The sequence below is a fragment of the Candidatus Eisenbacteria bacterium genome (assembly GCA_016930695.1).
Lineage (GTDB): Bacteria > Orphanbacterota > Orphanbacteria > Orphanbacterales > Orphanbacteraceae > JAFGGD01.
Genome location: JAFGGD010000060.1, coordinates 19,008 through 42,785 on the forward strand (window position 1 = coordinate 19,008; position 23,778 = coordinate 42,785).

General features: G+C 66.4%; 17 protein-coding genes, 3 tRNA genes and 1 pseudogene. 5 read left to right on the forward strand and 16 right to left on the reverse strand.

Features of this window, described 5'->3' with window-relative positions:
- Positions 1 to 30 precede the first annotated feature (30 nt).
- The gene (locus tag JW958_14665) at positions 31 to 2,025 is read right to left on the reverse strand and encodes a tetratricopeptide repeat protein (GenBank protein MBN1827491.1); all 1,995 of its coding nucleotides are present in this window, start codon (positions 2,023 to 2,025) and stop codon (positions 31 to 33) included.
- A 92-nt stretch (positions 2,026 to 2,117) separates the two neighbouring features.
- Between JW958_14665 and JW958_14670 the strand changes: the two genes are divergently transcribed.
- Positions 2,118 to 3,332 (forward strand): PD40 domain-containing protein, encoded by a 1,215-nt coding sequence (locus JW958_14670; protein ID MBN1827492.1) that lies wholly within the window; start codon positions 2,118 to 2,120, stop codon positions 3,330 to 3,332.
- 101 nt (positions 3,333 to 3,433) lie between these two features.
- Here the strand turns inward: JW958_14670 and JW958_14675 are convergent, their stop codons facing one another.
- Complete coding sequence (locus JW958_14675; GenBank protein MBN1827493.1) at positions 3,434 to 5,104, reverse strand: hypothetical protein; 1,671 nt, start codon at positions 5,102 to 5,104, stop codon at positions 3,434 to 3,436.
- A 208-nt stretch (positions 5,105 to 5,312) separates the two neighbouring features.
- On the opposite strand from JW958_14675, the gene JW958_14680 reads away from it, so the two are divergent.
- Positions 5,313 to 5,386, forward strand: a tRNA-Arg gene (locus JW958_14680).
- 86 nt (positions 5,387 to 5,472) lie between these two features.
- Here the strand turns inward: JW958_14680 and JW958_14685 are convergent.
- From JW958_14685 to JW958_14700, 4 genes are all read right to left on the reverse strand, one after another.
- A complete protein-coding gene (locus JW958_14685) occupies positions 5,473 to 6,477 on the reverse strand; it encodes a potassium channel protein (GenBank protein ID MBN1827494.1) in 1,005 nt (334 codons plus the stop codon).
- A gap of 64 nt (positions 6,478 to 6,541) precedes the next feature.
- Positions 6,542 to 6,634: transfer RNA gene (locus JW958_14690), tRNA-Ser, on the reverse strand.
- Between the two features lie 40 nt (positions 6,635 to 6,674).
- A tRNA-Ser gene (locus JW958_14695) sits at positions 6,675 to 6,760 on the reverse strand.
- Between the two features lie 111 nt (positions 6,761 to 6,871).
- Positions 6,872 to 7,324, reverse strand: a complete 453-nt coding sequence (locus tag JW958_14700) for a DUF1287 domain-containing protein (GenBank protein MBN1827495.1) — start codon at positions 7,322 to 7,324, stop codon at positions 6,872 to 6,874.
- Positions 7,325 to 7,813: 489 nt separating this feature from the next.
- Between JW958_14700 and JW958_14705 the strand changes: the two genes are divergently transcribed.
- The gene (locus JW958_14705) at positions 7,814 to 8,461 is read left to right on the forward strand and encodes a hypothetical protein (protein ID MBN1827496.1); all 648 of its coding nucleotides are present in this window, start codon (positions 7,814 to 7,816) and stop codon (positions 8,459 to 8,461) included.
- 564 nt (positions 8,462 to 9,025) lie between these two features.
- On the opposite strand, the gene glnA is transcribed toward JW958_14705, so the two are convergent.
- The 4 genes from glnA to JW958_14725 all read right to left on the reverse strand — a co-directional run bounded on the left by glnA (position 9,026) and on the right by JW958_14725 (position 13,564).
- Positions 9,026 to 10,381 carry a type I glutamate--ammonia ligase gene (gene glnA / locus JW958_14710; GenBank protein ID MBN1827497.1) on the reverse strand — a complete coding sequence of 452 codons (1,356 nt, stop codon included), beginning with the start codon at positions 10,379 to 10,381 and terminating at the stop codon, positions 9,026 to 9,028.
- 90 nt (positions 10,382 to 10,471) lie between these two features.
- Positions 10,472 to 11,557: a tRNA 2-thiouridine(34) synthase MnmA gene (mnmA, locus tag JW958_14715; GenBank protein ID MBN1827498.1), complete on the reverse strand. Its 1,086-nt coding sequence runs from the start codon at positions 11,555 to 11,557 to the stop codon at positions 10,472 to 10,474.
- A 93-nt stretch (positions 11,558 to 11,650) separates the two neighbouring features.
- Complete coding sequence (locus JW958_14720) at positions 11,651 to 12,823, reverse strand: tetratricopeptide repeat protein (GenBank protein ID MBN1827499.1); 1,173 nt, start codon at positions 12,821 to 12,823, stop codon at positions 11,651 to 11,653.
- A gap of 90 nt (positions 12,824 to 12,913) precedes the next feature.
- A complete protein-coding gene (locus JW958_14725; protein MBN1827500.1) occupies positions 12,914 to 13,564 on the reverse strand; it encodes a tetratricopeptide repeat protein in 651 nt (216 codons plus the stop codon).
- Positions 13,565 to 14,010: 446 nt separating this feature from the next.
- On the opposite strand from JW958_14725, the gene JW958_14730 reads away from it, so the two are divergent.
- Positions 14,011 to 15,225: a glycosyltransferase family 4 protein gene (locus JW958_14730; GenBank protein ID MBN1827501.1), complete on the forward strand. Its 1,215-nt coding sequence runs from the start codon at positions 14,011 to 14,013 to the stop codon at positions 15,223 to 15,225.
- 62 nt (positions 15,226 to 15,287) lie between these two features.
- Here JW958_14730 and JW958_14735 read toward each other — a convergent pair whose 3' ends face one another.
- From JW958_14735 to JW958_14755, 5 genes and pseudogenes are all read right to left on the reverse strand, one after another.
- Positions 15,288 to 16,064, reverse strand: coding sequence for an undecaprenyl-diphosphate phosphatase (locus JW958_14735; GenBank protein MBN1827502.1), 777 nt, complete (start codon positions 16,062 to 16,064; stop codon positions 15,288 to 15,290).
- Position 16,065: 1 nt separating this feature from the next.
- Positions 16,066 to 16,896, reverse strand: a complete 831-nt coding sequence (locus JW958_14740) for a geranylgeranylglycerol-phosphate geranylgeranyltransferase (GenBank protein MBN1827503.1) — start codon at positions 16,894 to 16,896, stop codon at positions 16,066 to 16,068.
- Positions 16,897 to 16,946: 50 nt separating this feature from the next.
- Complete coding sequence (locus JW958_14745; GenBank protein MBN1827504.1) at positions 16,947 to 18,161, reverse strand: tetratricopeptide repeat protein; 1,215 nt, start codon at positions 18,159 to 18,161, stop codon at positions 16,947 to 16,949.
- A gap of 182 nt (positions 18,162 to 18,343) precedes the next feature.
- The gene (locus JW958_14750; protein ID MBN1827505.1) at positions 18,344 to 18,835 is read right to left on the reverse strand and encodes a hypothetical protein; all 492 of its coding nucleotides are present in this window, start codon (positions 18,833 to 18,835) and stop codon (positions 18,344 to 18,346) included.
- A gap of 762 nt (positions 18,836 to 19,597) precedes the next feature.
- Positions 19,598 to 20,140, reverse strand: a pseudogene (locus JW958_14755) (GTPase domain-containing protein).
- 213 nt (positions 20,141 to 20,353) lie between these two features.
- Between JW958_14755 and JW958_14760 the strand changes: the two are divergent.
- A complete protein-coding gene (locus JW958_14760) occupies positions 20,354 to 23,017 on the forward strand; it encodes a S8 family serine peptidase (protein MBN1827506.1) in 2,664 nt (887 codons plus the stop codon).
- Between the two features lie 310 nt (positions 23,018 to 23,327).
- On the opposite strand, the gene JW958_14765 is transcribed toward JW958_14760, so the two are convergent.
- Positions 23,328 to 23,741 carry a hypothetical protein gene (locus JW958_14765; protein MBN1827507.1) on the reverse strand — a complete coding sequence of 138 codons (414 nt, stop codon included), beginning with the start codon at positions 23,739 to 23,741 and terminating at the stop codon, positions 23,328 to 23,330.
- Positions 23,742 to 23,778 lie beyond the last annotated feature (37 nt).

Below are 23,778 nucleotides of genomic sequence, written 5' to 3' on the forward strand. Positions count from 1 at the left end.
CGTTCGTGCGCTTCGCCGGCGATCAACAACTCAATCCCTCCACCACTCCGGCAGATCCTCCCGCACGGGTAGGCGCCCGGTGACGGCGTGGAAACGCCGGAGCGCCTCGGAGGCCGTCTCGTCCCGGCCGGCGCGGCGCGCGATTTCGTGCAGCACCACCCAACCGGCCCGCGACTCCGGCATCGACCGCGCCGCCTCCTCCGCCTCGTCCGCCGCCTCGTCCAGGCGGCCCATGTCGGCGAGCGCCATCGCCCGGCCGAGCCGCGCCAGCACCGCGCGCGCCGTCCCGCGCCGGATCGCCTCGTCGAAACGGGCGATCGCCTCCTCCGGCCGCTCCAGCGCGAGAAGCACGTTCCCCAGATTGATGTACACCTCCGGGTCCCGCGGGTCCGCCTCGAGTGCGCGCTCGAAATCGCGCCGCGCCCCCTCCCAATCGCCGCCGAGCATCCGCGTCATGGCGAGGTTGTTCCAGACGAAACCGCCGTATTCGGGGGCGATCCGTAGCGCCCCGACGAAGGCCCTCTCCGCCTCGTCCAGCTTGCCGCGTTCCGCCAATACCGCGCCGTAGTTGATGAGCGCCCGCGGATTCGGAGGACCCTGTTCGATGGAGAGCGCGTACTCCCTCTCCGCCCTCTCGAGATCGCCGGTCCGCGCGAAAGCCCAGGCGCGGTTGAAATGCACGACGTGCCTGTCGCCGACCGTGTCCACGCCGAAAAAGCGTGTGTGCCCGATCACCAGCAGCAAGATCGCGACCGGGAAAGCGGCGCGCCGGAGAAAGCGGCGGCGTTCCCGGACCGCCCGCGCGAGGAAGTGCGCGGCGAAAAGAATCCAGAACGGCAGGATGGGAATCCGGAAGCGGGCGCAGACGAAAAAGAGGACCACGCCGAGCGCCTGCGCGGCGAGGAAGATCGCCAGGATCTCGCGCGCGGCGGGGCGCCTAACCGGCAGAAACATTCCGGCGGTTCCGAGGGCGATCAGGCACGCCGCGCAGATCGAGAAGCGGAGCAGGTTGGGCGCGTACTCCCGGAAATGCTCGAACACGAAACGGTTGTTGGGGATCTCGTAGCCGTTCATCAGATAGTAGAGCTTCCGGCCGAAGAGGGCGAGCGACGCGCCCGGATCGTTCATCATCCAGCGGAGCGACTTCGCCGTCCAGTGCCGGGAGACGGCGGCGGGACCGAGTGGGCGCCCCTCCTCCCTCTCGGCGATCCGCGTGGCCGCCAGGGAGACGTTGTCCTCGTACTCCTTCGTCTCATAGGAGACGTCGAGCCAGCCGGGGACCGTGGCGGTCTTCCCGTCGGAGATCAGGTTATTTCCGATATAAAGATTGACGCCTCCCTGCGAGGCGAGTGTGAACTCGCCGTAGAGCGCCCGGTTGCGGGCGGCCGCGACCAGCGGGAAGGCGGCGATCCCCGCGGCGAAAAGAAGAACCGGCAGGGCGGCGCGGCGGCGGAGGCGGAAGATCTGCCAGAGGATCAGGAAGGGGACGATCACGAGCGCCGTCGGCCGGGTAACGACGGCGAGGCCGAGGGCGAGACCGGCCGCCGCCCAGAGGACGCCCCCCTTTTCGGCGGCGCGGATCGCCAGCCACGCCGCGAGCAGGATCAGAAAGAGGTAAAGCGTCGTGACGAGAAGTTCCCCCTCGAAATAGAGGAAGGGGGCGTAGAAGAGGGCGATCGCCGCGGCGAGGAGCCCGGCGGTTCGCCCGAACGCTCGGGCGCCGATGCCGTAGATAAAGAGGATCGCGCCGAGACCGAGGAGGGAGTGGAACAGGCGGGGGACCCACGGATTCACCCCGAAGACGCGGTAGATCTGCCCCAGGACGAGAGGATAGAAGGGGGCGCGAAAGAGGTCCCATTCGGTCCCCGGGGAGCCGTCGGCCCACGCGACCGCCCGGTCGTGGTACCATCGGGCGTCCAGAGTCGGCTCGCGGAACTCGGGGGCCCGGCTGTGGCCGGCGAGGTAAGCCACACGCAGCAAGATGCCGATAAGCAGGAGGAATGGCAGAATCCGCCTGGAGGTCACCACAGGTCCCCTTCCGCCGCCCGGCGCGGCCTTCCGGCGGAATGGTGCAACGAGAGCCGAGGGAAGTCAACCCGAGGGAGGTTGATTCAATCATGAAACAGGAACGCCCGTTCGCGCGCACGCGAGGAATCGTCCCGATCGCCCGGCTTTGGCCTCTTTTCACTCTTTTCGTTCTTTTTTGCGGTCACCACGAAAACCCGGCCGAACCGGACGGGGCGCCGTCGATCGTGATCTCCTCCCCCGCCGAGGGGGACACCCTCTCGCCTGTCGGCTTCCGGGTGATCGGGAGCGCCGCCGATCCGGAGGGGATCGCCTCGATCCGCGTCGAATTGGACGGCGTGGAGATGGGCGCCGCCTCCCAATCCCCCTTCAACGTCTATGTCCCCTCCCTTCTCTTCGAGGACGGCGCGGAAATGGAGGTCACCGTGCGCGCCGAGGATGGGGGCGGCGTGACGGGGACGAAGAAAGTGACCGTCTTCCTGCGGGCGATCCGCTTCTCCAAGCTCGCCTCCGCGGGCGATCAGGCGGACACCGAAAGGGAGCCGTCCTGGTCGCCGGACGGCGCATCGATCGCCTTCGTCTCCGAGGGGGACGGCGGCAACCGGGACATCTGGACGACGGCCGTATCGGCCGGCGCGGCGGCGCGGATCACCGACTCGCCGAACGAGGACCGCTCACCCGACTGGGCTCCTTTCGGGAGCGTGATCGCCTTCGCGTCGGACCGGAGCGGGAACTGGGACATCTGGACAGTGGGAACGTCGGGAGGCGCCGCCACGCAGGTGACCACGAACGGGAGCCACGACCGCGGCCCGGCCTGGTCGTCGAGCGGGACGTCGATCGCCTTCCACTCCATCCGCGACGGCAACTGGAACATCTACACGATGCCGATGAGCGGCGGCTCGGCGGCGGGCGTCGCCGAGCAGAGGACCTCCGCCGCCTCGGCCGAGTCCTCGGCGGTCTGGACGCCGAATGGATCGTCACTCGTCTTCACGGGAAATCAGAACGGCGGCTTGGATCTCTGGTCCGTGACGCCTCCTTCCCTGACGCTCGTGGCGGTCCCCGGAGGCAACGACCCGGCGGCGCGCGAGGTCGACCCGGAGTACGCGCCCGGCGGACGTCTCCTCGTTTACGCTTACTATAGGAACGGCAACTGGGACCTCTGGGCGCTCGACCCGGCGACGGGCGACAAAAAGATCGTCACCAACCACTTCGCCTCCGACCTCGAGCCGGCCTGGTCGCCGGACGGAACGCGCATCGCCTTCGCCAGCGACCGCGACGGCACATTCGACATCTGGGTTCTGGAGTAGGCGGGCGGGCGGCGGAAGGGGATCCGTCCCTTTCGTTACCAGATTCTCTCCGAACGAAGTGAGGAGGTATCCGGTAGCGAAAAACCGAATCCCTCCCCTGCTCACTTCCTCTTCAACGCGCGGTCCCGAAGATCCTCCCACGCCGCGTCCGGGTCGGCCCCCTCCGGGGCGCGCACCCAAACCAATACGTAATCCCGGCGCCCCTCCGTGTCCGTCTCCCCCAGAGGGGCGAAGTCGACCAGGTAGGGAAGCTCCAGGCCGGCGGCCCGGAGTTCCTCCCGATAGGCGAGGCACTCCCGCAGGAGGGCGCGCGGCTTCAGCGCCCGGACGATCCGCATGTCGAACACCGTCGGCCGGTCCTTGAGAAAGTAAGTTTCCGGCACACGCTTGTCGTGGCCGGGCGGCTGGAGGGGCTCGTCCGGCGCCACGGGCCGGCGGGCCACCTCGGGCGTCACCAATCCGTGCGTGTCATAAATATACACGTCCGAATAATACCCTCGGGCGCCGATGGTCCCGCAGACGAAGGAGGGCCGCGGGTCCGCGTGGGGCCTCTCCTCCAGGTAACGCCGGAGCGCCCGTCCCTCCTCGGACCAAATCGCCGCCTTTCTCTTCGTCAGCTCCCAATGCTCGAATTCGCTCTCCTGGGCGCGCCGGAACTGGAACCGGGCGCGCGCTTCGTGGGGAACGAGATGGACGTTCCAGGCGGGGAGCGCGCCGACGACGATCACCGCCCCCGCCAAGACCGGCGCCGCGATCCGCGCGTTTCGGCGGGGGGAACGCCGCAGATCGGCGAGCGCGAGAGCGAAAAGGAGCGCGCCGAAGGGGAGGCCGGGGACGAGGAATCGCCCCATGCTCATGAAGTCTCCCGTGGCGAGAACCGCGTAGACCGGGAAGGCGAAGGCGAGCGCCGCCGCCGGAAAGCCGATCCCGCGCCTCTCCCGGCGGAGCGCCGCGGGGAGGGCGAAGAGGAGCGCGATGGGCGTCAGGAAGGTGAGCAGAAAGGTGGCGACGTAGTCGAAGCCGCGGCCGAGACGGACCGCGTCGAGCGCCCCCTTGGCGACCAGCGTGTTGGGCGTGATCGATCCGTAGTAGGAGAAGCGCCAGGCGAGGTGCGCCGCGATGGTCACGGCCGTCGCCGCCGCCGCGACGAGGATCGGACGGGAGCCCCCCTTCCGTCCGCGAACGAGCAGGGCGAGCACGAAAAGGATCGCCGCCCATCCTCCTCCCTCGACGCGCACAAGCGCGAGGAGAACGCCGGTGGCGCCGGCGCCGACCCCGTCCGGCCTCTCCGCGAGGAAGAGCCTGTCGAAGAGAAGGAAGAGGAGGAGGGCGAAGGGCATCGTCGCGAGCCCCCCCGTCGACCAGACCGCGAAGGGGGGGAAGAGGGCGAGGGCGAGGGTCGCGGCGAAGGAGGGGAAATCCCCCGCGCCCAGGCGCCGGCGGAGGCGGTCGAAGAGGAGAAAGAGGAGCGCCGAGGCGCATGCGGCGGAGAGGAGCGGCGGCCAGAGGGTGATCGCCGCGCCGGCCCTCTCGAAGAGCGCGCAGATCAGCACCCAGAGGAAGTTGCTGTAACCCTCGACGGGAGGATTCTCGCCCGGGCTATAGCGGAGGCCGTGGCCGCACGCCAGGTTGCGGGCGTAGCGGAAAGAGATGTACGCGTCGTCGCAGACGAAGCGGAAACGCCAGGCGAAGAGCGCTCCCGCGACCCAGGCGGGGAGGAAAAGCCACGCGCGCCCCCCTCCCTTCCCCTTGCTGCCGTCCCTCTCTTTCATCGGGTCTCCCGTCGGACCGAGCCCGATTTCCCGTCGGACACGTCCCGCTCCGACCCGACCTTACCCCTTCCCCCACAACGAATAAACCGCTTTCTAAATAGGGGCGGTCACCTATGATAGCGAGTGGATAATCGGTGGCTGTCCCTATTTATTCTTGTCGATTCCCGCGGATTGGACTATCCTGACCCTTCGCGACACGCGAATCTTCGCGCCCATAGCTCAACTGGACAGAGCGTCTGGCTACGGACCAGAAGGTTGGGGGTTCGAGTCCTCCTGGGCGTAGACGTGAAACCGCCCGCTCGGCATGAGCGGGCGGTTTTTATTTGCGGGAAGAAGAGAACCGCGCTCCGCGCGAAGGCGCCTCTCCTCTACCGCTCCACCTTCATATAACGGTAGAGATTCGCGAGCTGGTCCTCCGTGCCGAGAAGGATCAACGTGTCGCCGGCGCCGAGAACGAGGTCCACCGGGGGATTGATGATCATGTTCTCCTTGTGGCGGACGCCGATCACGATCGCCCCCGATTCCTCGCGGATCCTCGAGTCCCGGAGCGCCTTCCCCGCCAAAACCGCGTCCCGCGCGAGAACGACCTCCTCCATTCGTAGGGTCACGTCCTTCCCGCGGGTCACGAAATCGAGGAAATCGCAGATGTGGGGGCGAACGGCGAAGCTCGCCATCCGGATGCCGGCGATCTGCGCCGGCAGGATCACCTGGTCCGCGCCGGCGCGCCGCAGCTTGCGGATCGATTCCTCGTCCACACCGCGGCTGATGACCAGAAGGTCCAGCTTGAGTCCCCGCGCCGTCAGCACCGCCACGATGTTCTCCGCGTCATCGGGAAGCGCGCAGATCATCGCCCGTGCGTTGCGGATCCCCGCCTCCTCCAGCGCGCTCTCCTCCGTGGCGTTGCCGACGATGGCGAGCGCCTTCGGAAAGGCGGCGTTGAGCCTTCCGATCTTGGCATCGTCGATGTCGATCACCACGTAGGGCTCGCCGATCCTCTCCAGTTCGGCGACCACCTCCCACCCCGTTTTGCCGATCCCGGCGATCACGTAATGGTCCGCCAGGTTTTCGATCTCTTTCCGCATCCGCTTCCTCCGAATCGCGTGGCGCAGCCGCCCCTCGACGATGAAGGCGAAGATCGACCCGATCCCGTACGTCCCGACGCCGATCGCCAGGAAGATCACGAAAATGGTGAAGACCCGGCCGGCCGGGGAGAGCCCCCCCTCCTTGATCTCCTGGAAGCCGACGGTCGCGATGGTGATCACCGTCATGTAGACGGCGTCCAGCACCGGGAGGCTCTCGATGAGCATATAGCCGAGGGTGCCGAAGACGAGCACCCCGATCAGCAGGGCGATGGCGAGATAGAAGGTCCGCACGTTTTCCAGCGCCGCACCTCACGAGTGAAAGGGGCGCCCCGGCGGGACGCCCCTCCCGATAAGCTGGCGGAGAGGGAGGGATTCGAACCCTCGGAGGGGGGTTAAGCCCCTCAACCGCTTAGCAGGCGGTTCGTTTCAGCCACTCACGCACCTCTCCGCGCGATGGGCCTTCTGCCGGATCAACCTCATTCCGATTCTGGCGGAGGGAGTAGGATTCGAACCCACGAACCTTTCGGTTAACGGTTTTCAAGACCGCCGCCTTCAACCACTCGGCCATCCCTCCGGGGGTCACTGGGTATTGTAGCGCAATGGGTTGGGAGGTCAAGGGCCCTTCTGCCCTTCGCCGCAACGCCGTGGTCTGATTCGGTGTTCTTCCGGTCATGCGGATGCGGCATCACTCGGGCGACCCGGTATCGGAATTCCCTTCGGAGCGAACACGGAAGTGTCCGATCATTTCGGCGCAGAAGACGTCCGCTGTTTCGCTCACATATCCCGGGTCGGGGAAGTTATCGATGATCAGGGGAACGCCCTCGGAGGAGCTTTTGTCGGAGACGATCCCCACATGATCGGCGACGCCGTCCGAGCGGTAGGTTCCGGTGTAGAAAACGACATCGCCCGGAAGGAAGTCACGATCCAACGGTAGGGGCTCCCAATGCCGCCGAAACCAATCCACGAGAACGCGCGCCCTCCTGGCGTCAATGGAGTTCCCCTCCGCGAATGGGTATTCTTCCCTGTGCGCGCGGATGTCCTCGGCGAGAAGAGTCCGCAGATCGATCCCCGCGGAAAAGAAGGCATCCAAAACGACATCCGTACACACTCCCTCTCCGGGGGAACGATAGTAGCCCATTGTTCTATCCCATGCGACGACGCCGATCTGCTTCTTGGCTCCGGCTAGAATCGCGCGACCTCGCGATTCTTCCGCTCCAGTGCTCGTCGACAACAAAAAGCACAGGAAAATGAGAACGGCGAGGCAGGCGTTCATCCGGTTCGAGACGGGCGCCTCTTGCGCTACGTTCTCCGGCGAATATGGAGCGTCCAAGTTCCCGCGTCCGATTCCTTTTATTTCCATTTTTCTTTCCCCTGTCCACGCCGTTTTTACGGAATCCCGGGCCGCTCGTTCGAATACTTTTACTATAAACACAAGGGAGGGCCTCGCCCAGCCCCCTACAAATGATGGGAGGCGAAAGTACGTCCACAACATCCACGCCTCACCCTTCAGCTTTACGCTCCCGACGGCTGGGCGAAAACGCCTTCCCCGTGTAAGTTGAAAGCGTCCGGGGATCGCCGGCGGCCTCCGGATGAAAACGAGTGGGGATCGCCACCGGGGGAAAGAAAGATGATTCCTCGAAGATCCATTCCCGTCTTGTTTGGGCCGTTGTTTTTTCTCGCCGTATTCCATCCCGGCCGGGCGGCCGGGCAGACCGTTCCGGTCGTCGAGGAGATCGAGGCGGTGGACATCTGCTGCCACGGTGTCTTCACGCGCGCGGATCTCTTCGAGAGGATCGTGCGCTCCGGGCCGGACAGGATCCTCGGGAATCAGATCCGGCGGTTCAACTACGCCGTCGCCTGCTATGTCCTCTATCCCCTGACGGAGGAAGACCGCCTGATCCTCCGTTTCCAGGCGGAGTGCAGGGAATGGTGCTTTCCCGATTCCACGCGGATACTCGTCGAGTGGAACGGCGAAACGTGGATGTCCGACTCCCTCTTCACCGTCGTGTACGACATACAGGACGGCTGGCTCTCTCCGCTCGTGATCCCCTTGGGGGCGGAACAGAGGAGGGTGCTTCGCCCCTTCGATTCGTCGGTGCTGAAATACGCTGCGGAGAAAGAGATGAAAGCGCTCCTTCACGGGTGCTACTTCGGACACGGAAAGGGCCCTGCCGAGAAGATTCAGATCTTCGCGGTCATCCCGGTCCTCTCCACGAGTGGCGTCCCCTGGACGAACCAAGGAGAGACATTCCGTGTCTCTCTGGCGAAACTCTAGAGAAACGGCGGCGCACGATCCCCCCTCCCTTCCTTCCTCCGGCATCAAGAAAGCGAATAACCGATTCATTAGAAACAAGTTACGTTTAATTTCCAGGTTTTCGGGGGACGGGCCCCCAATCCCGCCCACCTATCTTCTTGCCAAGAAAAAGGATAACGGGAAAAGGCATTTCAGCGTCCCCGGCACGGGGAGGAAAAGGGGCCGGCGGAGTGGATGAAAAGGGAAAGGAGCGACGGGACGGGCAAGACCTAACCAACTGTCAATAATAGAATTAGAGCGCCGGGCTCTGTGATGTTCCAAGAAAATCCACGAGGGGCTTGGCCGGGAGGCGCTGTTTGGGATAGACTGGTTATTGCGACGACGAAACCTGTCGATGGACCGGAAGACGCCGGACCTGGTCGACGCGACGGGACGCCGCCGGGGCGAGGAGAACGTCCTCGACACCTTCCTTACCTCCCATGCAGGCAGTTGGGAAACTGTTCGAAGGTCGTCCGCCCCCCCGGCAAGCGAACCCCGGAGCCAATCGGCCGGTCCGGCCTTTTTTTTATCGCGATCGAGCCCGCCCTACAGCTTCTCCAGATAACGCTCCAGCTCCCAGCCGGTGACGTAATTACGGTATTCCTCCCACTCGGCGGTTTTGGCGCGGGTGAAGGCGTCGTAGACGTGCTCGCCGAGCGCCTCGCGTATGACATCGTCCCCGGCGAGGGCGCGGAGCGCGCCGCCCAGGGTCATCGGGAGGGATTGGATCCCGCTCCGGGAGAGGGCCGCGTCGTCCAGATCGTAGACGTCCTCCTCCACCGGTTCCGGCGCGTTCATCTCCTTTTCGATTCCGTCCAGGCCGGCGGCGAGCATCACCGCGAAGGCGAGATAGGGATTCGCGCTCGGGTCCGGACAGCGGAGTTCGGCGCGCGTCGACTGTTCCCGTCCCGGCGAGTAGCTCGGCACGCGGATCAGCGCGGACCGGTTGACGCGGCCCCAGCAGACATAGACCGGCGCTTCGTAACCCGGCGTCAGCCGCTTGTAGGAGTTCACCGTAGGCGCGACCACCGCGGCGAAGGCGCGGGCGTGGGCGAGCTGCCCGGCGATGAAACGGTACGCCGCCGGCGAGAGGCGGTAGCGGTCATCGGCGTCGAAGAAGGCGCTCTTCCCCTCCCGATCGAAGAGGGATTGGTGGACGTGCATCCCCGACCCGTTCTCCCCCTGGATCGGCTTGGGCATGAAGGTCGCGTAGAGACCGTGCGCCGCCGCCACGGCGCGGATCGTGTAACGGAGGGTGATCACGTTGTCCGCCGAGGTGAGGGCGTCGGCGTACTCGATGTCGATCTCGTGCTGCGCCATCGCCACCTCGTGATGCGCGCTCTCCGCGTGCATGCCGAGGGAGGAGGCGTAACGCATGATCTCCGCCTGCACCGCCGAAGCGAGATCGAGAGGGGAAAAATCGAAGTACCCCCCCACGTCGTGCGGCACCGGCCGGAGAGGGAAATCCATCCGCCGCGGCTTGTCGTCGGCGTTCTTCTTGAAGAGGAAAAACTCCAGCTCGGGGCCGGCGTTGTAGACGACTCCCATCGATGCGGCCCGCTCCATCATCCGCCGGAGCACGTATCGAGGGTCTCCCGGGAAGGGGGAGCCGTCGGGCCGGTGGATGTCGCAGATGATCCGCGCCGTGCGCGCCCCCGAAGGCGTCCAGGGGAGCACGCTGTAGGTGCGCCGGTCCGGCCGGAGCACCATGTCGGATTCATAGATCCTGGCGAACCCCTCGATGGAGGAACCGTCGAACCAGATCCCCCGGTCCAGCGCTTCCGGGAGACGCCCGGTGGGGATGCTGACGCTCTTCGTCGTGCCGAGAATGTCGGTGAACTGGAGGGCGACGATCTCGACCTCGTCCTCCTTCACCCTTTTCAGCAGATCGTCCCGTTTCAAGGTCACCTCCTCGCCGGGAAGGAAACAGGCGTCCGCGCCCGGCCGTCGCTTCACTAAAATCCGATCAGTAGCAGCGGCGGAAGGGAGGTGTCAAGAACGGAGCGCGGCGTCGATCACGGCGCCGCCGAGGAGTGTGTCGCCGCGATAGAAGACGGCGGACTGGCCGGGGGTGACCGCCCTCTGTGGCTTGTGGAAGAGAACCCGCAGGCGGCCCCGATCGTCGCGGCGGAGGAGGGCGGCCGAGGGCTCGTGTCGGTAACGGATCTTCACGAGCACCTCGCCACGAAGCGCTTCCTCCTCCGGGGCGTGGAAGTTCTCGTCGCCGAGGATCGCGGCGGAGGCGAAAAGCTCCTCCTCCCGTCCGAGACGAATCACGTTCAGGCGGGTGTCCGTCTCCACCACGTAGAGAGGCTCGCCGGCGGCGACGCCGAGACCCTTTCTCTGGCCGATGGTGTAGCACGCGGCCCCGCGGTGCGTGCCGATGCGCGTCCCCGCCCCGTCCATGATCGGACCGGGCCGCGGTTCGCCGAGGAAGCCGGGGAGATCGCCCGTCCCGAGAAAGCAGACGTCCTGGCTCTCGGGACGGTCGACGGCGGGGAGCCCGGCCGCGGCTGCGATCCTCCGCACCTCCGCCTTCGCAAGCCCGCCGACGGGAAAGGCGAGGCGCGGGAGCGCCGCGGCGCCGATCGCCCAGAGCACGTAGGACTGGTCTTTGGAGAGATCGGCCGCGCGCCGGATCCGGAGACCGCCCTCCGGCCCGGCGAGGCGAGCGTGGTGCCCCGTGGCGAGCCGGTCGAAGCCCCCGTCCAGAACCTCGCGCAGAAGAACCCCGAACTTGATGCTCCGGTTGCAAACCACGCAGGGGTTCGGTGTGCGTCCGGCGAGATACTCCCGGCGGAAGGGCTCCATCACTTCGTCCCGGAAGATCTCGCGCGCGTCCAGCACGTGGTGCGGAATCCCGAGCGCCTCCGCGACGCGCGCCGCGCCGCCGAGCGAGTCCTCTTCCGGTCCGCCCTCTCCTTCGGCGCCGCAGAGATGGCGGATGGTGAAGGCGACGGTCCGGCATCCCGCCTCGCGGAGAAGCCAGGCGGCGGCGGAGCTGTCCACCCCCCCGCTCAGGGCGACGGCGACCCGTTCCCCCGCTCCGGGCATCCGGTTTTCGCTTTCACCGCTCATTCCGATTTCCTGGTGCGTCCGAAGAAAAGCCCCGCCTCCCGAAGAGGCGGGGCATGCAACCCGCGGCGGGAGTCTTCCGCCGAAACGGTCGGATCAGTCGCCGTATTCCTCGAGCTTCTCGTATTCCGCCTTCCGCCGGAGAGCGTCTTCCCGCTCGATCAGCTGCTCCTGCCTCGGAATCTGGCGTTCCGCGTAAGGGGACCAGATCGGATCGCTCAGAGTGACCGCCTTCTCGAACTTGGCGATCGCCTGCTCGTACTTCTTCTGTTTCTCCAGGATGTCGCCCCAGACGCACCAACCCCGGGCGTTGTTCGGGTTCAGCTCGAGACCGCGGCTCACGTTCTGAATCGCCCCGCTCAGGTTCTTGATCTTGTCGCTCGCCTGCAGATCGGCGAGCCGGATGAAAGCCTCCGAGCTGGACGGGTCCTGCTGAATCAGACGCTCGTAGGCGCCCGCCGCGGCGAGGGTGTCCCCGGTGTGCAGGTTGGCGACGGCGAGGCTCCGCACCCAGTTGGCGTTGTCCGGCTCCAGGTCGGCGAGGCGGGCGTAGAGTTCCGCGGCGCCGCCGAAATCCTCCATCTCGACGCGCAGCCGGGCGACGTTCTTCATGAGTCGGGCGTTTTCCGGGTCCTTCGCCAAAAGGGTTTCCTGAGAGGCGAGCAGCTCGTCGGTTTTGCCGAGCTTGTTGTAGATCGCCGACAGCTTCTGCTGGATGTCCTCGTTGTCCGGCTCCGCCTCGAGCGCCTTCTCGTATGCGACCTGCGCCTCTTCCCAGCGCTCCTCCTTCTCGTAATAGAAGGCGAGGTCGGTCTGAAGCCGGGTATCCTCCGGATCGACCTGGATCGCCCGCTGGATCTGGACGGCGGCGTTGGCGTAGTCTTCGCGATCCGCGTACGCCGCGGCGAGACGGGCGAATCCGTCCGCGTCGTCGGGGAATTTAGCCGTGTAACGTTGATAAAGCTCAAAAGCCTCGTCGTAACGCTCCTGGGCGCGCACCGCGAAAGCGAGGTTGGTGTAGGCCACCTTGTTGTCCGGCTGGATCCGCACCACCTCGCGATAAGCCTCCTCCGCCTGGGAGTAGAGTTCGCTGTCCAGGTAGTGCTTGCCGCTGTTCATCAGGCGGGTCACCCTGGTGTCCTCGTCCACGGTGCCGTCCTTCTCGAACTCCATCACGTCCTCGTGCACCTGCTGGCAGGCGGCGAAAAGGAGCGCCGCGGCGGCGAAGAGAACGGCGAAGAGCAATGCTCGACGCTTACCGGTTTTCATTTCTCGTCTTCCCTCCCTGAAAGAAGCGCAGTTCACGATCGGATTCCATGGGGATGTACGGAAAAACTGTACAGACGCCTTCCCGGTCCGTCAACGGCCGAGCCGCCGTTCCGCGTCGGAGATGTTGACGCGGAGCCGGCTCGCCAGGCGGTGGCGCGGGTCCGTTTCCAAAGCCCGCTTCCACTCGCGAATCGCCTCCTCGAAGATTCCGGCCCGGGCGAAGAGGACGCCGAAGCCGAATCGCGCCTCCACGCAGCGGGGATCGATCTCCAGGGCGCGCCTGTACTCCTCCGCGGCCCGCTGAGTCTCCTTTTGCCTCTCCTCCGGTTCCGCGGCGATCTCGCCGCTTTCCGCGAGGAAATCGGCGTAGAAGGCGCGGGCGAGAGGATCGAGAGGCCGGGCGGCGAGGAAATCGCGGAAAGCCTTGTCCGCCTCTTCCCGCCGATTGAGTTCGGCCAGCACGTAGGTCAGGTTCACGAGCACCGGAAGATCGGCGGCGGCCCGGAGCGAGCGCCGGTACCTTTCAATCGCCTCGTCGTGCAGCTGCATGTCGTAGTACGCGTTCCCCAGCTTAAAGAGGATCTCTGCGGAATCCGCGTCCACGCCGAGGAGCGCCTCATAGGCGTCGACCTTCTGGGCCGGACTGGTCAGCGTTTCAATGGCGTCGAAGTCGACCGCCGCCGCGAGGGCGGGAATCGCGAGAAGAATCCAGATGGCGAGGTTTCGTGCTGTCCGAACCATGGGGACGACCGTTCCTTTCCCTGTTTCCTTTTCCACCGGCCTGGGGATCGGCCGGTTCCCGCTCTCCGCGGGAGGCGAAGCCGGGAGCACGGCCGGTTCCGGGAGGTAGCCGTGCCTATCGCCAATAACCAGAACATGTTAAGCCTACCCGTCCTCGCCGTTTCTGTCAACCGCAAAGGGGCGGCTCGACTTTGCTCCCTTTCTCCGCGGCGGCCGCGCCGTGACGATCAAGCGACGGGAAAAGGTGACGGATCGCCGGATCGGGGGAAACGGTGCCCTTCGCCCGAACGGGAGAGGATCGCGTGGGGATGGGGACGCGGGGGCTGGGCGCGAAGGAACCGGAGGACTCTGGAAAGGGTAGGCGCCCCACCGGCTTGAATGCTAGGATGGCGGCCGGGAAAGTGGGCGGCGGCTCGCGCCGACCACACAGTCCGGGGAGGCGGAGGATGCACGTCGCTCTACTTCATCCGCTCGGCATGCGCGGCATCGGCCGCTACACCCACAACCTGGCGAACGCGGTGGCGCCTCGGGTCGATCGTTGTTCCCTGCTCACGTCGAGCCGTTTCGAACTCCGCGATCTTCCGCGCGCCTATCGATGGGAGCCCCTCTTCCACCTCTGGGACGTGGGAGCGAGGGACAATCGTTCCCTGACCCCCGGCGAACGGCTTCTCCGGCCGGCGGAAAGAATCACCCGTTTCCTGCGGTATGACCGATCGTACAGGCGGGCGACGGCGTGGGTGCGGCGCGAGCGCCCCTCGGTGATTCACACGCAAGAGATTCTATTCTGGTGGGAAGCGCGGCACCTTCTCCGAATGGGAACGGATGGAACGCGTCTCGTCATCACCTGCCACAACGTGGAAGACCTGGGGTCGCGAGCCGGTGAAGAGGGGGGCGACTCGTCGTGGATGCGCCGAAGCATGGACCGGCTCTACACGCGCGCGGCGGCGGTGATCGTGCACGGCGCAGCCAACCGCGAGGATTTCATCCGGCTCTACCCGGAGGCGGCGGAAAAAGTCTGGGTCGTGCCGCATGGATGCGAGCCGCCGCCCGATCCCAACCCGGAGGCCCGCGCTCGTGGTCGCCGCCGCTGGGGGGTCGGCGACGACGAAATATTAGCGGTCAATTTCGGTGAGGTGAAACCCTACAAGGGGCTGGAGACGCTCATCGACGCGGCGGGGCTCCTCGCCGCGGGAAACGCACCGGTTCGAATCGTCGTGGCGGGGCTTCCCATCGACCCGGCCTACGGCGCCGCCTTGGAGGCGCGCCGCGCCGCTCTCGACGCCGGCGCCGGACGTTTGACCCTGGACTTCCGCTACATCCCCGGCGATGAGGCGAGCGACCTCCTCCGGGCGGCGGACCTCTGCGTGCTCACTCACAGACGCGCCTACCAGAGCGGTGTTCTCGCGCTCGCTTTCACGCACGGCCTCCCGGCCGTGGTGAGCGACGCGGGAGCCCTCGGCGAGACGGTCCGCGAGACGGGCGCCGGCGTAGCCGTGCCGGCGGGAGACACGGCCTCCTTCGCCCGAGAGATTCTCCGGCTCGCCTCCGACGGATCGGAGCGGAAACGCATGGCCGCGGCCGCGACGCGCGCCGCGTCGGGACCGCTTTCCTGGGAGGAGTCGGGACGCCGAACCATGGAAGTCTATAAGAAAATCCTCTGATGGGTTTCCATCCGCTGAGCGCGCCGCCCCGCGTCCGGGCGGCGGACTCCGTCACGGGCGGATCAGGAGAGCGTGAGCGCGACCGCGCCGGCGGCCGCGACGGCGAGACAGTACCAACCGAAACGGTCGATCTTTCCCGCGAGCACGATGCCCACCAAAAAGCGGAGCGCCAGGTATCCGGAGAGGATCGCCACCGCCGTTCCGGCGAGGGCGGGGAGAAGCACGCCGCCGGCGGCCGCCTCGGCCCCCAGATCGCGCGCGGTGAGGAGGGCGGCGCCCAGAATGGCCGGCACCGAGAGCAGGAAGGAGAACTCCGCCGCTTCCTTTCGCCGGAGCCCCAGAAAGAGGGCCGTCGCGATGGTCGCGCCGGACCGGGAGATCCCGGGAAGGATGGCGATCGCCTGGGCGACGCCGATCAGAAAAGCGATCCGGTAGGTGAGCTCCCTCTCCCGTTTGGGCGCGAGGCGGGTCAGCAGAAGGATCACGCCGGTCACCGCCAAGGCGATCGTCGTCGGCCCGGGCCGCTCGAAAAGCTCCTCGATCCGGTCCTTGAGGAAAACGCCCGCGAATCCCGTCGGGACGAGGCCGGCGACGATGGCGATTCGGTAACGATTTCGCGCGCGGTCGAATCGCGGCCGCAGAAGGTCGATCACCTTCTCCCGGTAAAAGAAGAGGACCACCAGCGCCGTGCCGACGTGGAGGAGCACCTCCATCAGGATGCCCTCGGCGTGCACGCCGAGCACCGCCTGCCCCAGCACCAGGTGCCCCGAGCTGGAAACGGGGAAAAACTCGGTTAATCCCTGAATCAATCCGAGAATGAGCGCGGCGGCGAATCCCATGTCAGGACGGACTCCCGAGCAGAATCGCGAGCATGGCGACGATCATCTGCCCCTTCAGGATGCGAGAGAGACGAACCAGGTTTCCGCGATCGGGGCGGATCCAACATCGGATCATCCCCCACGCGAGGAGAAGATCCACGCCGACGGCGAACACGAAAAGATAAACCCAGTTGTAATCGCCGAGGAGAAAGGGGATCGGCGTGAGAATCACGAGACCCGCCAGAGGCGCGGCCGAAACGCCGATCGCCCGGCGGTCGCCGAGCCGGAGCGGCAGTGTGGCACGCCGCCCGGAGCCGTCCCCTTCGCGGTCGGCGACGTCCTTCACGATCTCCCGCCCCAGGTGGAGGAAGAAGGCGAAGAGCGCCGGGTAAAGGCCCGCCCGCGGGTCTCCGCCGAGCCAGGCGCCGAAGAGAAGCGCCGAGCCGCCCAGAGCGGCCACGATCAAATTCCCCGGAAGGCCGCGCCCCTTCCCCACGCGTTCGTACGCGACGAGGAAAACGCTCCACAGAAGGAACACCGCGAGGGGGATCGGGCCGGCGACGGCGCCCGCCGCGGTCGCGCAAGCGAGCAGAAGGATTCGGAGCCCGCCGGCGGCCCGCATCGAGAGGGCTCCGGACGCGAGAGGTCTCTCCGGGCGGTTCACCCGGTCGATCTCCCGATCGTCCATGTCGTTCCAGACGTAGAACCCGGCCGCCAAAAGCACGGCGCCGGCGATCCCGAAGACGACGACGCGCGCCTCCCCTCCCCCACCGGCGAGAAACCAGGCGAAGAGAAGGGCGGCGGCCAGAAGGGCCAGGTTGCCCGGCCGAACGATGATCCACGCCGCGCGCATCGCGCTCCCTTCGTTCCCGATTCTTTCAGAGAGAAACATTCCGTTCCGGGTCACTCCGCCGGCTCTTTCTCTCCGGCGGATCCCCCCAATTCGGCGGGGAGAAAAGTGAGTCTCGACCCGGAGAAGGCCGCCCCGTCGGAGACCGCCGACGCCGGAAGGGTGCGCTCCTGCAGAAGCCTGTCCGCGGTTCGATACGCCTGCCGCGCCTTATCCCCCGCCCCCTTTTTATCGTAGGCGATGCCGAGCACGTAGTAGGGGCGCTCGTCGCCCGGGTTGATCGCGATCGCGTGCTCCAGCGCCGCGATCGCGTCTTCCACGTTCTCCTGCTTGTTCTCCGCCACGCCCAGATAATAGAACGCCTTGGCGTTGTCCGGATCGAGGGAGAGCACTTTGTTCATCTGTTTCCGCGCCCGGTCGTAGAGACCGCGCCGGATGTAGGCGCGCCCGAGCAGATAGTGCGCCTTGATGTTGTCCGGCTCCGCATCCAGCGCGATCCGAAACTCGCGGATCGCCTCCTCGAAGGAGCCTTGGTCGTGATAGATCATGCCGATGTTGAAGTGGGCCTCCACGTTCTTCGGGTCGAGCCGGAGCGCCTCCTGAAATTCGGCCAGCGCCTCCCGGATCATCTTCTTCTCTCCGTACACGGCGCCGAGGTTGAGGTGCCACTCCGCGCGTTCCGGCTCGGCGCGGATCGCCCGCCGGAAGTGGGTGAGCGCAAGATCCACGTCGCCGTTCCTGTCGTGGAGAAGGCCGAGGTTCGCGTGGGCGCGGGCGAACTCGGGGTCCAGCTCGAGGGCGCGACGATACGCCTCGATGGCGTCGTCGTTCCTCTCCTGGCGCGCCCGGAGAATGCCGAGCGCGTAGTGGCAGAGGGGAACCTCCGGGTTCCCGTTGACCATGTGGAGGGTGAGGCGTTCCGCCTCGTCGATCCTGCCGAGGGCGAGCAGCGACTTGACCAGCCCGAGCTGCACGTCCAGGTTGTCCGCCGCCGCCGCCGCGGCCTCCTCGAGACGGACCACCGCCTCCTCGAAACGCCGCGCCTTGCGGAGAAGCCGGCCGGCGCGCACGCGGAGCCACACATTATCCGGATCGACATCGATCAGCCGGTCCAGATACTCGAGCGCCCTCTCGTAACGGCGTTCCCCTTCGAAATAGAGAATGACTTCCTCGAGCAGCTCCCGATTACGGGGCTCCTGCTCGAGTTTCCGAAGAAGAGGACCGCCCTCTTTGTCCCTCTCTTTTCTGGAGAACAGGCGAAAGCCCATCGGCACCTCCCGGTTCGTGGGATCCTCCTGTTTATACCAGTTTCGAGGCCTCCGGCATACCCCTGAAATCCGCCCTCCCGGCGGCGTGGAAGGGCTTCCGGCGCCCTCCGGGAATGGGGGACCCCCGTCCCCGGTTTCCGGCGTTGCCCGGGTCCGATCAGGAGAGGTGTGTTTCCGGCGGTCTACTCGTTCTCGAAGGGATCGCGCAGCCAGAGAGATTCGCCCCAACTCCCGGCCTGATAGAGGGAGGGAACGGTCCGGTACTGGACCCGCATGAGGAATTTGTCGCTCGGGCGGTAGCTGAGGGTAAAACCGGGGAGAAAGCGCCCTCCCTCGTCCGGCTCGCCGAAGGTGCGCCGCAGAGGAGATGTGTACTCGTAGCCGAGGAGAACGGTCAGCGTGAGAGGATCGGCGAGCTGGTAGCTGAGACGGTTTTGATAGAGGCCGCTCATCCCGGCACGGCCGGAACCGGAGGCGTAAACAAAGGAAACGCTGTTGGAAAGGGAGAGTTTCGTGGGGTCGAGGATGCCGCTGAGCGATTGGGAGGGGAGTCGAAAAACGCTCGGCGGCGACGCCGACGACGAGCCGGCGAAGACCCGGTCCGTTTCATCGGCGGCGGCCGGCGCGATCGCGAGTAGGAGCAAGACCCAGAGCGCGAGGCTCCAACGAATCATCGGAAACCCCTCCCTGCTCTCAGCCTATTTCCACTCTCCTCCCGTGTCAACCAGGACCGTCTCTTTCACCTGTTCCCGTTCCCGGCGATCTTGGATCGCGATCTCGAGGGCGATCTCGATCCGAACGGTTCCGGACCCGGCGTCGAGGCTGATCGGCACGCGGACGACCCGGCGCTCCTCATCGTCCTTGCGGACGCCGGAGGCGGGCGATCCGGTCGAGACCTCCGCCCGGGGAGTCTCTTGCGCGACCGGGGGGCGTTCCGCGGAGCCGGACCGCAAGGCGGTTCCCGGCTCCCGCCGGACCAGGGGGTTTTCTTCTACTCCGCCCTGGGGCGATCGTCCCGGAGAAGCACCGGCGCCGGCGCCCTCCCGTAAGAGCGGATCATCATAGGACTCCACCCGGCCATGCAGCGTAACACGCCCCTCCGGAGCAGGACATTGTTCACCGGTCCGACCTTCCTCCCCCAGAGCCGCGGAATCTCCCTCTCGCCGCACCGGTTTCTCATGGTCCTTCTCCCCCGCGGGCCGTGATCGGCCGTCCGCCGTTCCCCCCGTTTTCGCCCACTGCTCGATCGAAGCGCTGACGCGGACCACCTCGTCCCCCGGTCCGCGCGGGCCTCCCGCTTCCGCGGCGCCCGCGAAGCGCGGATCGGGAAGCTCGCCGGCGGTCTCTTTACCGCCCTGGGACTTCTCCCCCTCCGCCTCGCCGTTTTCCCCGCTCAACGTCCTCTCGAGGCTCTTGAAAAGCGCGTCGATCGCCGCGCGGAACGTCTCCCACACACCGTCTCCTTTCACGGCGACCGCCTCGAAGAACGGCCAACCCCGCGGATTCAGATCCGCGTTCAATTGATCCACCGAAAGCGCGTTCGGCAGGTCTCTTTTGTTGAACTGAAGGATGACCGGGATCTTGGCCGTGGAGAGCTGATATTCCGCCAGGTTCTGTTCCAGGTTCGCCATGCTCTCCCGGTTCGCCTGCCGGAGGGCCGGATCGGAATCGGCCACGAAGATGATGGCGTCGGTCCCCTTGAGGACCAGTTTGCGCGTGGCGTTGTAGTGCACCTGCCCCGGCACGGTGTAAAGCAGGAAACGGGTGTCGAATCCCTTGATCTGTCCCGCGTTCACCGGCAGGAAATCGAAGAAGAGCGTCCGGTCGCTTCGGGTTTTCATGGAGACCATTTTGCCGCGGCGGGTTTCGGGCACCTGCCCGAAGATCTGCTCGAGGTTGGTGGTCTTCCCGGAGAGACCGGGTCCGTAGTAAACGACCTTCGCGTTGATTTCCTTGCCGCTGTAATTGAAAACGACCATGGAGTTTTGCCCCCTTGCCCGGCCCGGCTTGAGATTTGCTCGTGTAGGTACCTATCAGGATCGGCAAGAGCCATGCCACGGACCGGCGGCGGCGGTCCCGAGAAGAAAAGAGCGAACTCCATGCGCTGCAACGGATTACAAACTGGATTCACGAGGCGTTTGGGAACCCCCCGCCGGCCTCGTTTCCCGCTTCGCGAAACGCATGATCGGGCCGTGCATTCTGCGCGACTTCTGGGGTTCTCCCTGGTCTTCCTGGCACTCCTCGGGGCGGCCGTGGGAGGGGAAGGACTCCGAGCCCCGGATCCCCGCGGCGCGACCGTTACGGACCGAGAGGACGCCTTCGGCGGTGATTCCTCCGCCGGGAAGGTGGCCCTCTCTCCCGCCGGTGAGGCGCGCGCGCTCGTCGAGGGGGGACGATCGAGGATCCTGATCCGCTGGAGAGGGAAGCCGGATCACGCGGCGATGGACCGCGCCGGTTTTCTTTTAACCCAATACGTCCCCGGCGGCGCATGGATCACCCGCGTGGATGAGAACGCGGACTGGGAGGCGGTGGAAGGGGCGATCCTGTGGGCCGGCGCGATCCACGGCGAGACGAAAATCGATCCGGCCGTGGCCGAGAGAGGGGCGGGGAAGACCGGCGGCGTGGCGGAGGTCCGCGTGAAGCTGCACGGCGACGTGGGACTCGGCGAGGGGGCGCGTCTCATCCGTCTTCTCGGCGGATCGGTGCGCGGTGCGCGGAGCGTTTTTCACGGCTTCGATGTCGAGGTCCCCTCCGCCGCGCTGGAGGAACTGGCGGGCCGGGACGAGGTGCTCTGGATCGGCGCCCCCCTCCCTCCGCCGGTCCCCGCCAACGACGGCATCCGCGTGAACGGCAACGTGGACTCGGCCCTCGCCGCCCCCTGCGCCCTCACCGGCGCGGGCGCCCGCCCCGGAATCTGGGACGGCGGGCGCGTGGACGCGCACACCGATTTCACCGGCCGGCTGACGGTGGTGGATGCCGCATCGGTTTCGGATCACGCCACCCACGTCGCGGGAACGCTCGGGGGCTCCGGCGCGATGAGCGCCGTCCGGGGAGGGACGTCGCTGCAATGGAAGGGGGTCGCCCCCGCCTGCAGCCTCTTCTCCTACGATTTCTACGGAGACGTCCCTTCCGAGTACGGGTCGGCGATCGCGGTGTACGACATCGACCTCACGAGCAACTCCTGGGTGCTCGACGTGGACGAGGCCGGCTATCACAACTGCTACCTCTACGGCGACTACGACGCCTACGCGCCGGAATTCGACGAGGTGGTGACCGGTGTCTTCGGCAAGAGGATCCCGGTGGTCTGCGCCGCCGGCAACGAGCGAAACGACGGCGACTGTTCCATCGACGCGCGCAGCGGGTACGCCTGCGTCCCGCCGCCGGCGACGGCGAAGAACGTGATCACCGTCGGCGCGATCCACACCAACAACTCCGCCATGACCACCTTCTCCGGATACGGCCCGGTGGACGACGGCCGGATCAAGCCGGATATCGTGGCGGGGGGATGCCAGTCCACATGGGACTATTCGATCCGCTCCACCTGGCCGGGAGACACGTACGGCGCCAATTACTATTGCGGCACGTCGATGGCGACGCCCGCCGTGAGCGGCGCCGTCTGTCTGCTCATCGAGTGCTGGCGGACCGGACGGGGGGACCGTCTGGAAGCCCACGAGGCGTGGGAGCCGGGGAAGGCGGCCGCAGGCGCGGACGCGGATCCCCTCCCATCGACGCTGAAGGCGATCCTCATCGGCACCGCCGATGACCTCGGGAGCCCGGGGCCGGACTACCGGTTCGGTTTCGGCAGGATGAATGTGATGCGCGCGGTGGAGAGAACCTGCGACGGGACGATCGTCGAGGACAGCTTGACGGACGGCTCCACCAGCGACTGGAGCTTCTCCGTGCCGGCCGGCTTCCCGGATATTCGGGTCACACTGGTCTGGGACGATCCGGCGGCGGTCCCACTCGCCGACCCGGCCCTCGTGAACGACCTCGATCTGGTGTTGATCCCCCCCTCCGGGCCGCCCTGTTACCCATGGGTTCTCGACCCGGCGAACCCGGCCCTCGGCGCCTCCACCGGCGAGGATCATCTGAACAATGTGGAACAGGTCGAGGTGAGCGCGCCCGTGGCGGGCGTCTGGACGGCGCGGATCACCGGAACGGATGTTCCCGTCGGCGTCTATCAGAAGTTCTCCCTCGTCGGGATCGACACGCTTCCGCCCGCCGAACCGGATTCCTTCGAGACGGACGCGGCGGAGGACAGCTCCATCGGGATCGGCTGGGAGCGGCCGGCGGCGCTCGACTACGCGGGCGCGCTGCTGGTCCGCTCCGCGACGGCGATCGCGTGGGCCCCCGTCGACGGAGAAGCGTACGCGCCCGGCCAGTCCCTCGGCGGAGGCGCGATCGTGGTCGATACGGGCGACGCGTGCGCCACCGTCGACTCCGGACTCGCCCCCGGAACGCTCTACTATTACGCCGCCTTCTCCTACGATCGGGCGAAGAACTACTCCCCGGCCTCGACGACGGAACGGTCCACCACGGGAGGCTGCACCGCCGTTCTTCTCGGCGGAGACGTGCCGGCGGCTCTCCGTCTCCACCCGGCCCGGCCGAATCCCTTCAACCCGACCACACACCTCCGGTTCGACATGCCCCGGAGCGGTCGCGTGAAGCTCGCCGTCTATGACATCGCCGGCCGGCTGGTCCGGACCCTTCTGGACGAGGAAGTCGGCGCGGGACGCTACGAGGAGACATGGAACGGCGACGACGGCCGCGGCTCCCCCGCCGCCTCCGGCGTCTACTTCGCGCGCCTCCACGCCCTCGACCGCGTCGAGACTTCCAAGCTGATCCTCGTCCGCTAGGTCCCGCCCCGCGGACCTTTCCCGCCCGCGCGCGCGGATCCCCGGACGAGATTGCTTGAACCGCTTATTTTTTGATCCGCCGGAGGGCGGGGTCGGAGGGTCTGTTGGACGAGCCGCTTCGCGAGGCGTAGCCGTCGCTACGGTGAGCGGAGCGGCGACGGAAACGGGCCCCCGCGATCCTCTCACTTCTTCGGTCTGCATTTTCCCCGCCTACTTCTCTTTTCTTCTTCTTTCTTCTTCTTCGGTGCGGCGGTGAGGGGGGATCGTTCGGGACTCCGAATCCGCAGTAGGAATCCCGGACGATCCCCCCTCACCGCCGCACCCAGACGCCGGGAGTCTCGCTCAGCTTAGGCATCTCCTCGGCGTGCCCGCCCGCCCGTCGATAGTGGGAAACGAAGACGTCCCGAATGCGGCGATAGACGTCCGGGTCGCCGGAGGGGAAATAACGGACCTGCTGGTGGAGCATGCCGTCCTCTTCGGAGAAGAAGAAGAGCTCCACCTGTGTCACCGCTTCGAAGTCGATGCCGGCGTAACTCGACCGGGTGGCGGCGCCCCTCTCGAACCAAAGAGAGGTCACACGACGATCCACGGAGAACCCATGACGGTTTTCCATGAGGAACTTCCAGAGTTCGAAGATGTCGAGGGGCACATAGCGTGTGGTGGGTTCCGTCGGGGAGGTGTCTTCTCTCGACACCAGACAGCGGACGATCTTCTCCGTCGCCATCGGTTCTCCCCCCTCCCGGAAGTTCACATTGTAAACT

Excerpts from the sequence above, each read along its gene's own strand:
- JW958_14670 (MBN1827492.1), top strand. The coding sequence starts at position 2,118 with ATGAAACAGGAACGCCCGTTCGCGCGCACGCGAGGAATCGTCCCGATC.
- JW958_14675 (MBN1827493.1), bottom strand. The coding sequence starts at position 5,104 with ATGAAAGAGAGGGACGGCAGCAAGGGGAAGGGAGGGGGGCGCGCGTGG.
- JW958_14700 (MBN1827495.1), bottom strand. The coding sequence starts at position 7,324 with ATGGGCTACTATCGTTCCCCCGGAGAGGGAGTGTGTACGGATGTCGTT.
- JW958_14705 (MBN1827496.1), top strand. The coding sequence starts at position 7,814 with ATGATTCCTCGAAGATCCATTCCCGTCTTGTTTGGGCCGTTGTTTTTT.
- mnmA (MBN1827498.1), bottom strand. The coding sequence starts at position 11,557 with ATGAGCGGTGAAAGCGAAAACCGGATGCCCGGAGCGGGGGAACGGGTC.
- JW958_14720 (MBN1827499.1), bottom strand. The coding sequence starts at position 12,823 with ATGAAAACCGGTAAGCGTCGAGCATTGCTCTTCGCCGTTCTCTTCGCC.
- JW958_14725 (MBN1827500.1), bottom strand. The coding sequence starts at position 13,564 with ATGGTTCGGACAGCACGAAACCTCGCCATCTGGATTCTTCTCGCGATT.
- JW958_14730 (MBN1827501.1), top strand. The coding sequence starts at position 14,011 with ATGCACGTCGCTCTACTTCATCCGCTCGGCATGCGCGGCATCGGCCGC.
- JW958_14735 (MBN1827502.1), bottom strand. The coding sequence starts at position 16,064 with ATGGGATTCGCCGCCGCGCTCATTCTCGGATTGATTCAGGGATTAACC.
- JW958_14740 (MBN1827503.1), bottom strand. The coding sequence starts at position 16,896 with ATGCGCGCGGCGTGGATCATCGTTCGGCCGGGCAACCTGGCCCTTCTG.
- JW958_14745 (MBN1827504.1), bottom strand. The coding sequence starts at position 18,161 with ATGGGCTTTCGCCTGTTCTCCAGAAAAGAGAGGGACAAAGAGGGCGGT.
- JW958_14750 (MBN1827505.1), bottom strand. The coding sequence starts at position 18,835 with ATGATTCGTTGGAGCCTCGCGCTCTGGGTCTTGCTCCTACTCGCGATC.
- JW958_14765 (MBN1827507.1), bottom strand. The coding sequence starts at position 23,741 with ATGGCGACGGAGAAGATCGTCCGCTGTCTGGTGTCGAGAGAAGACACC.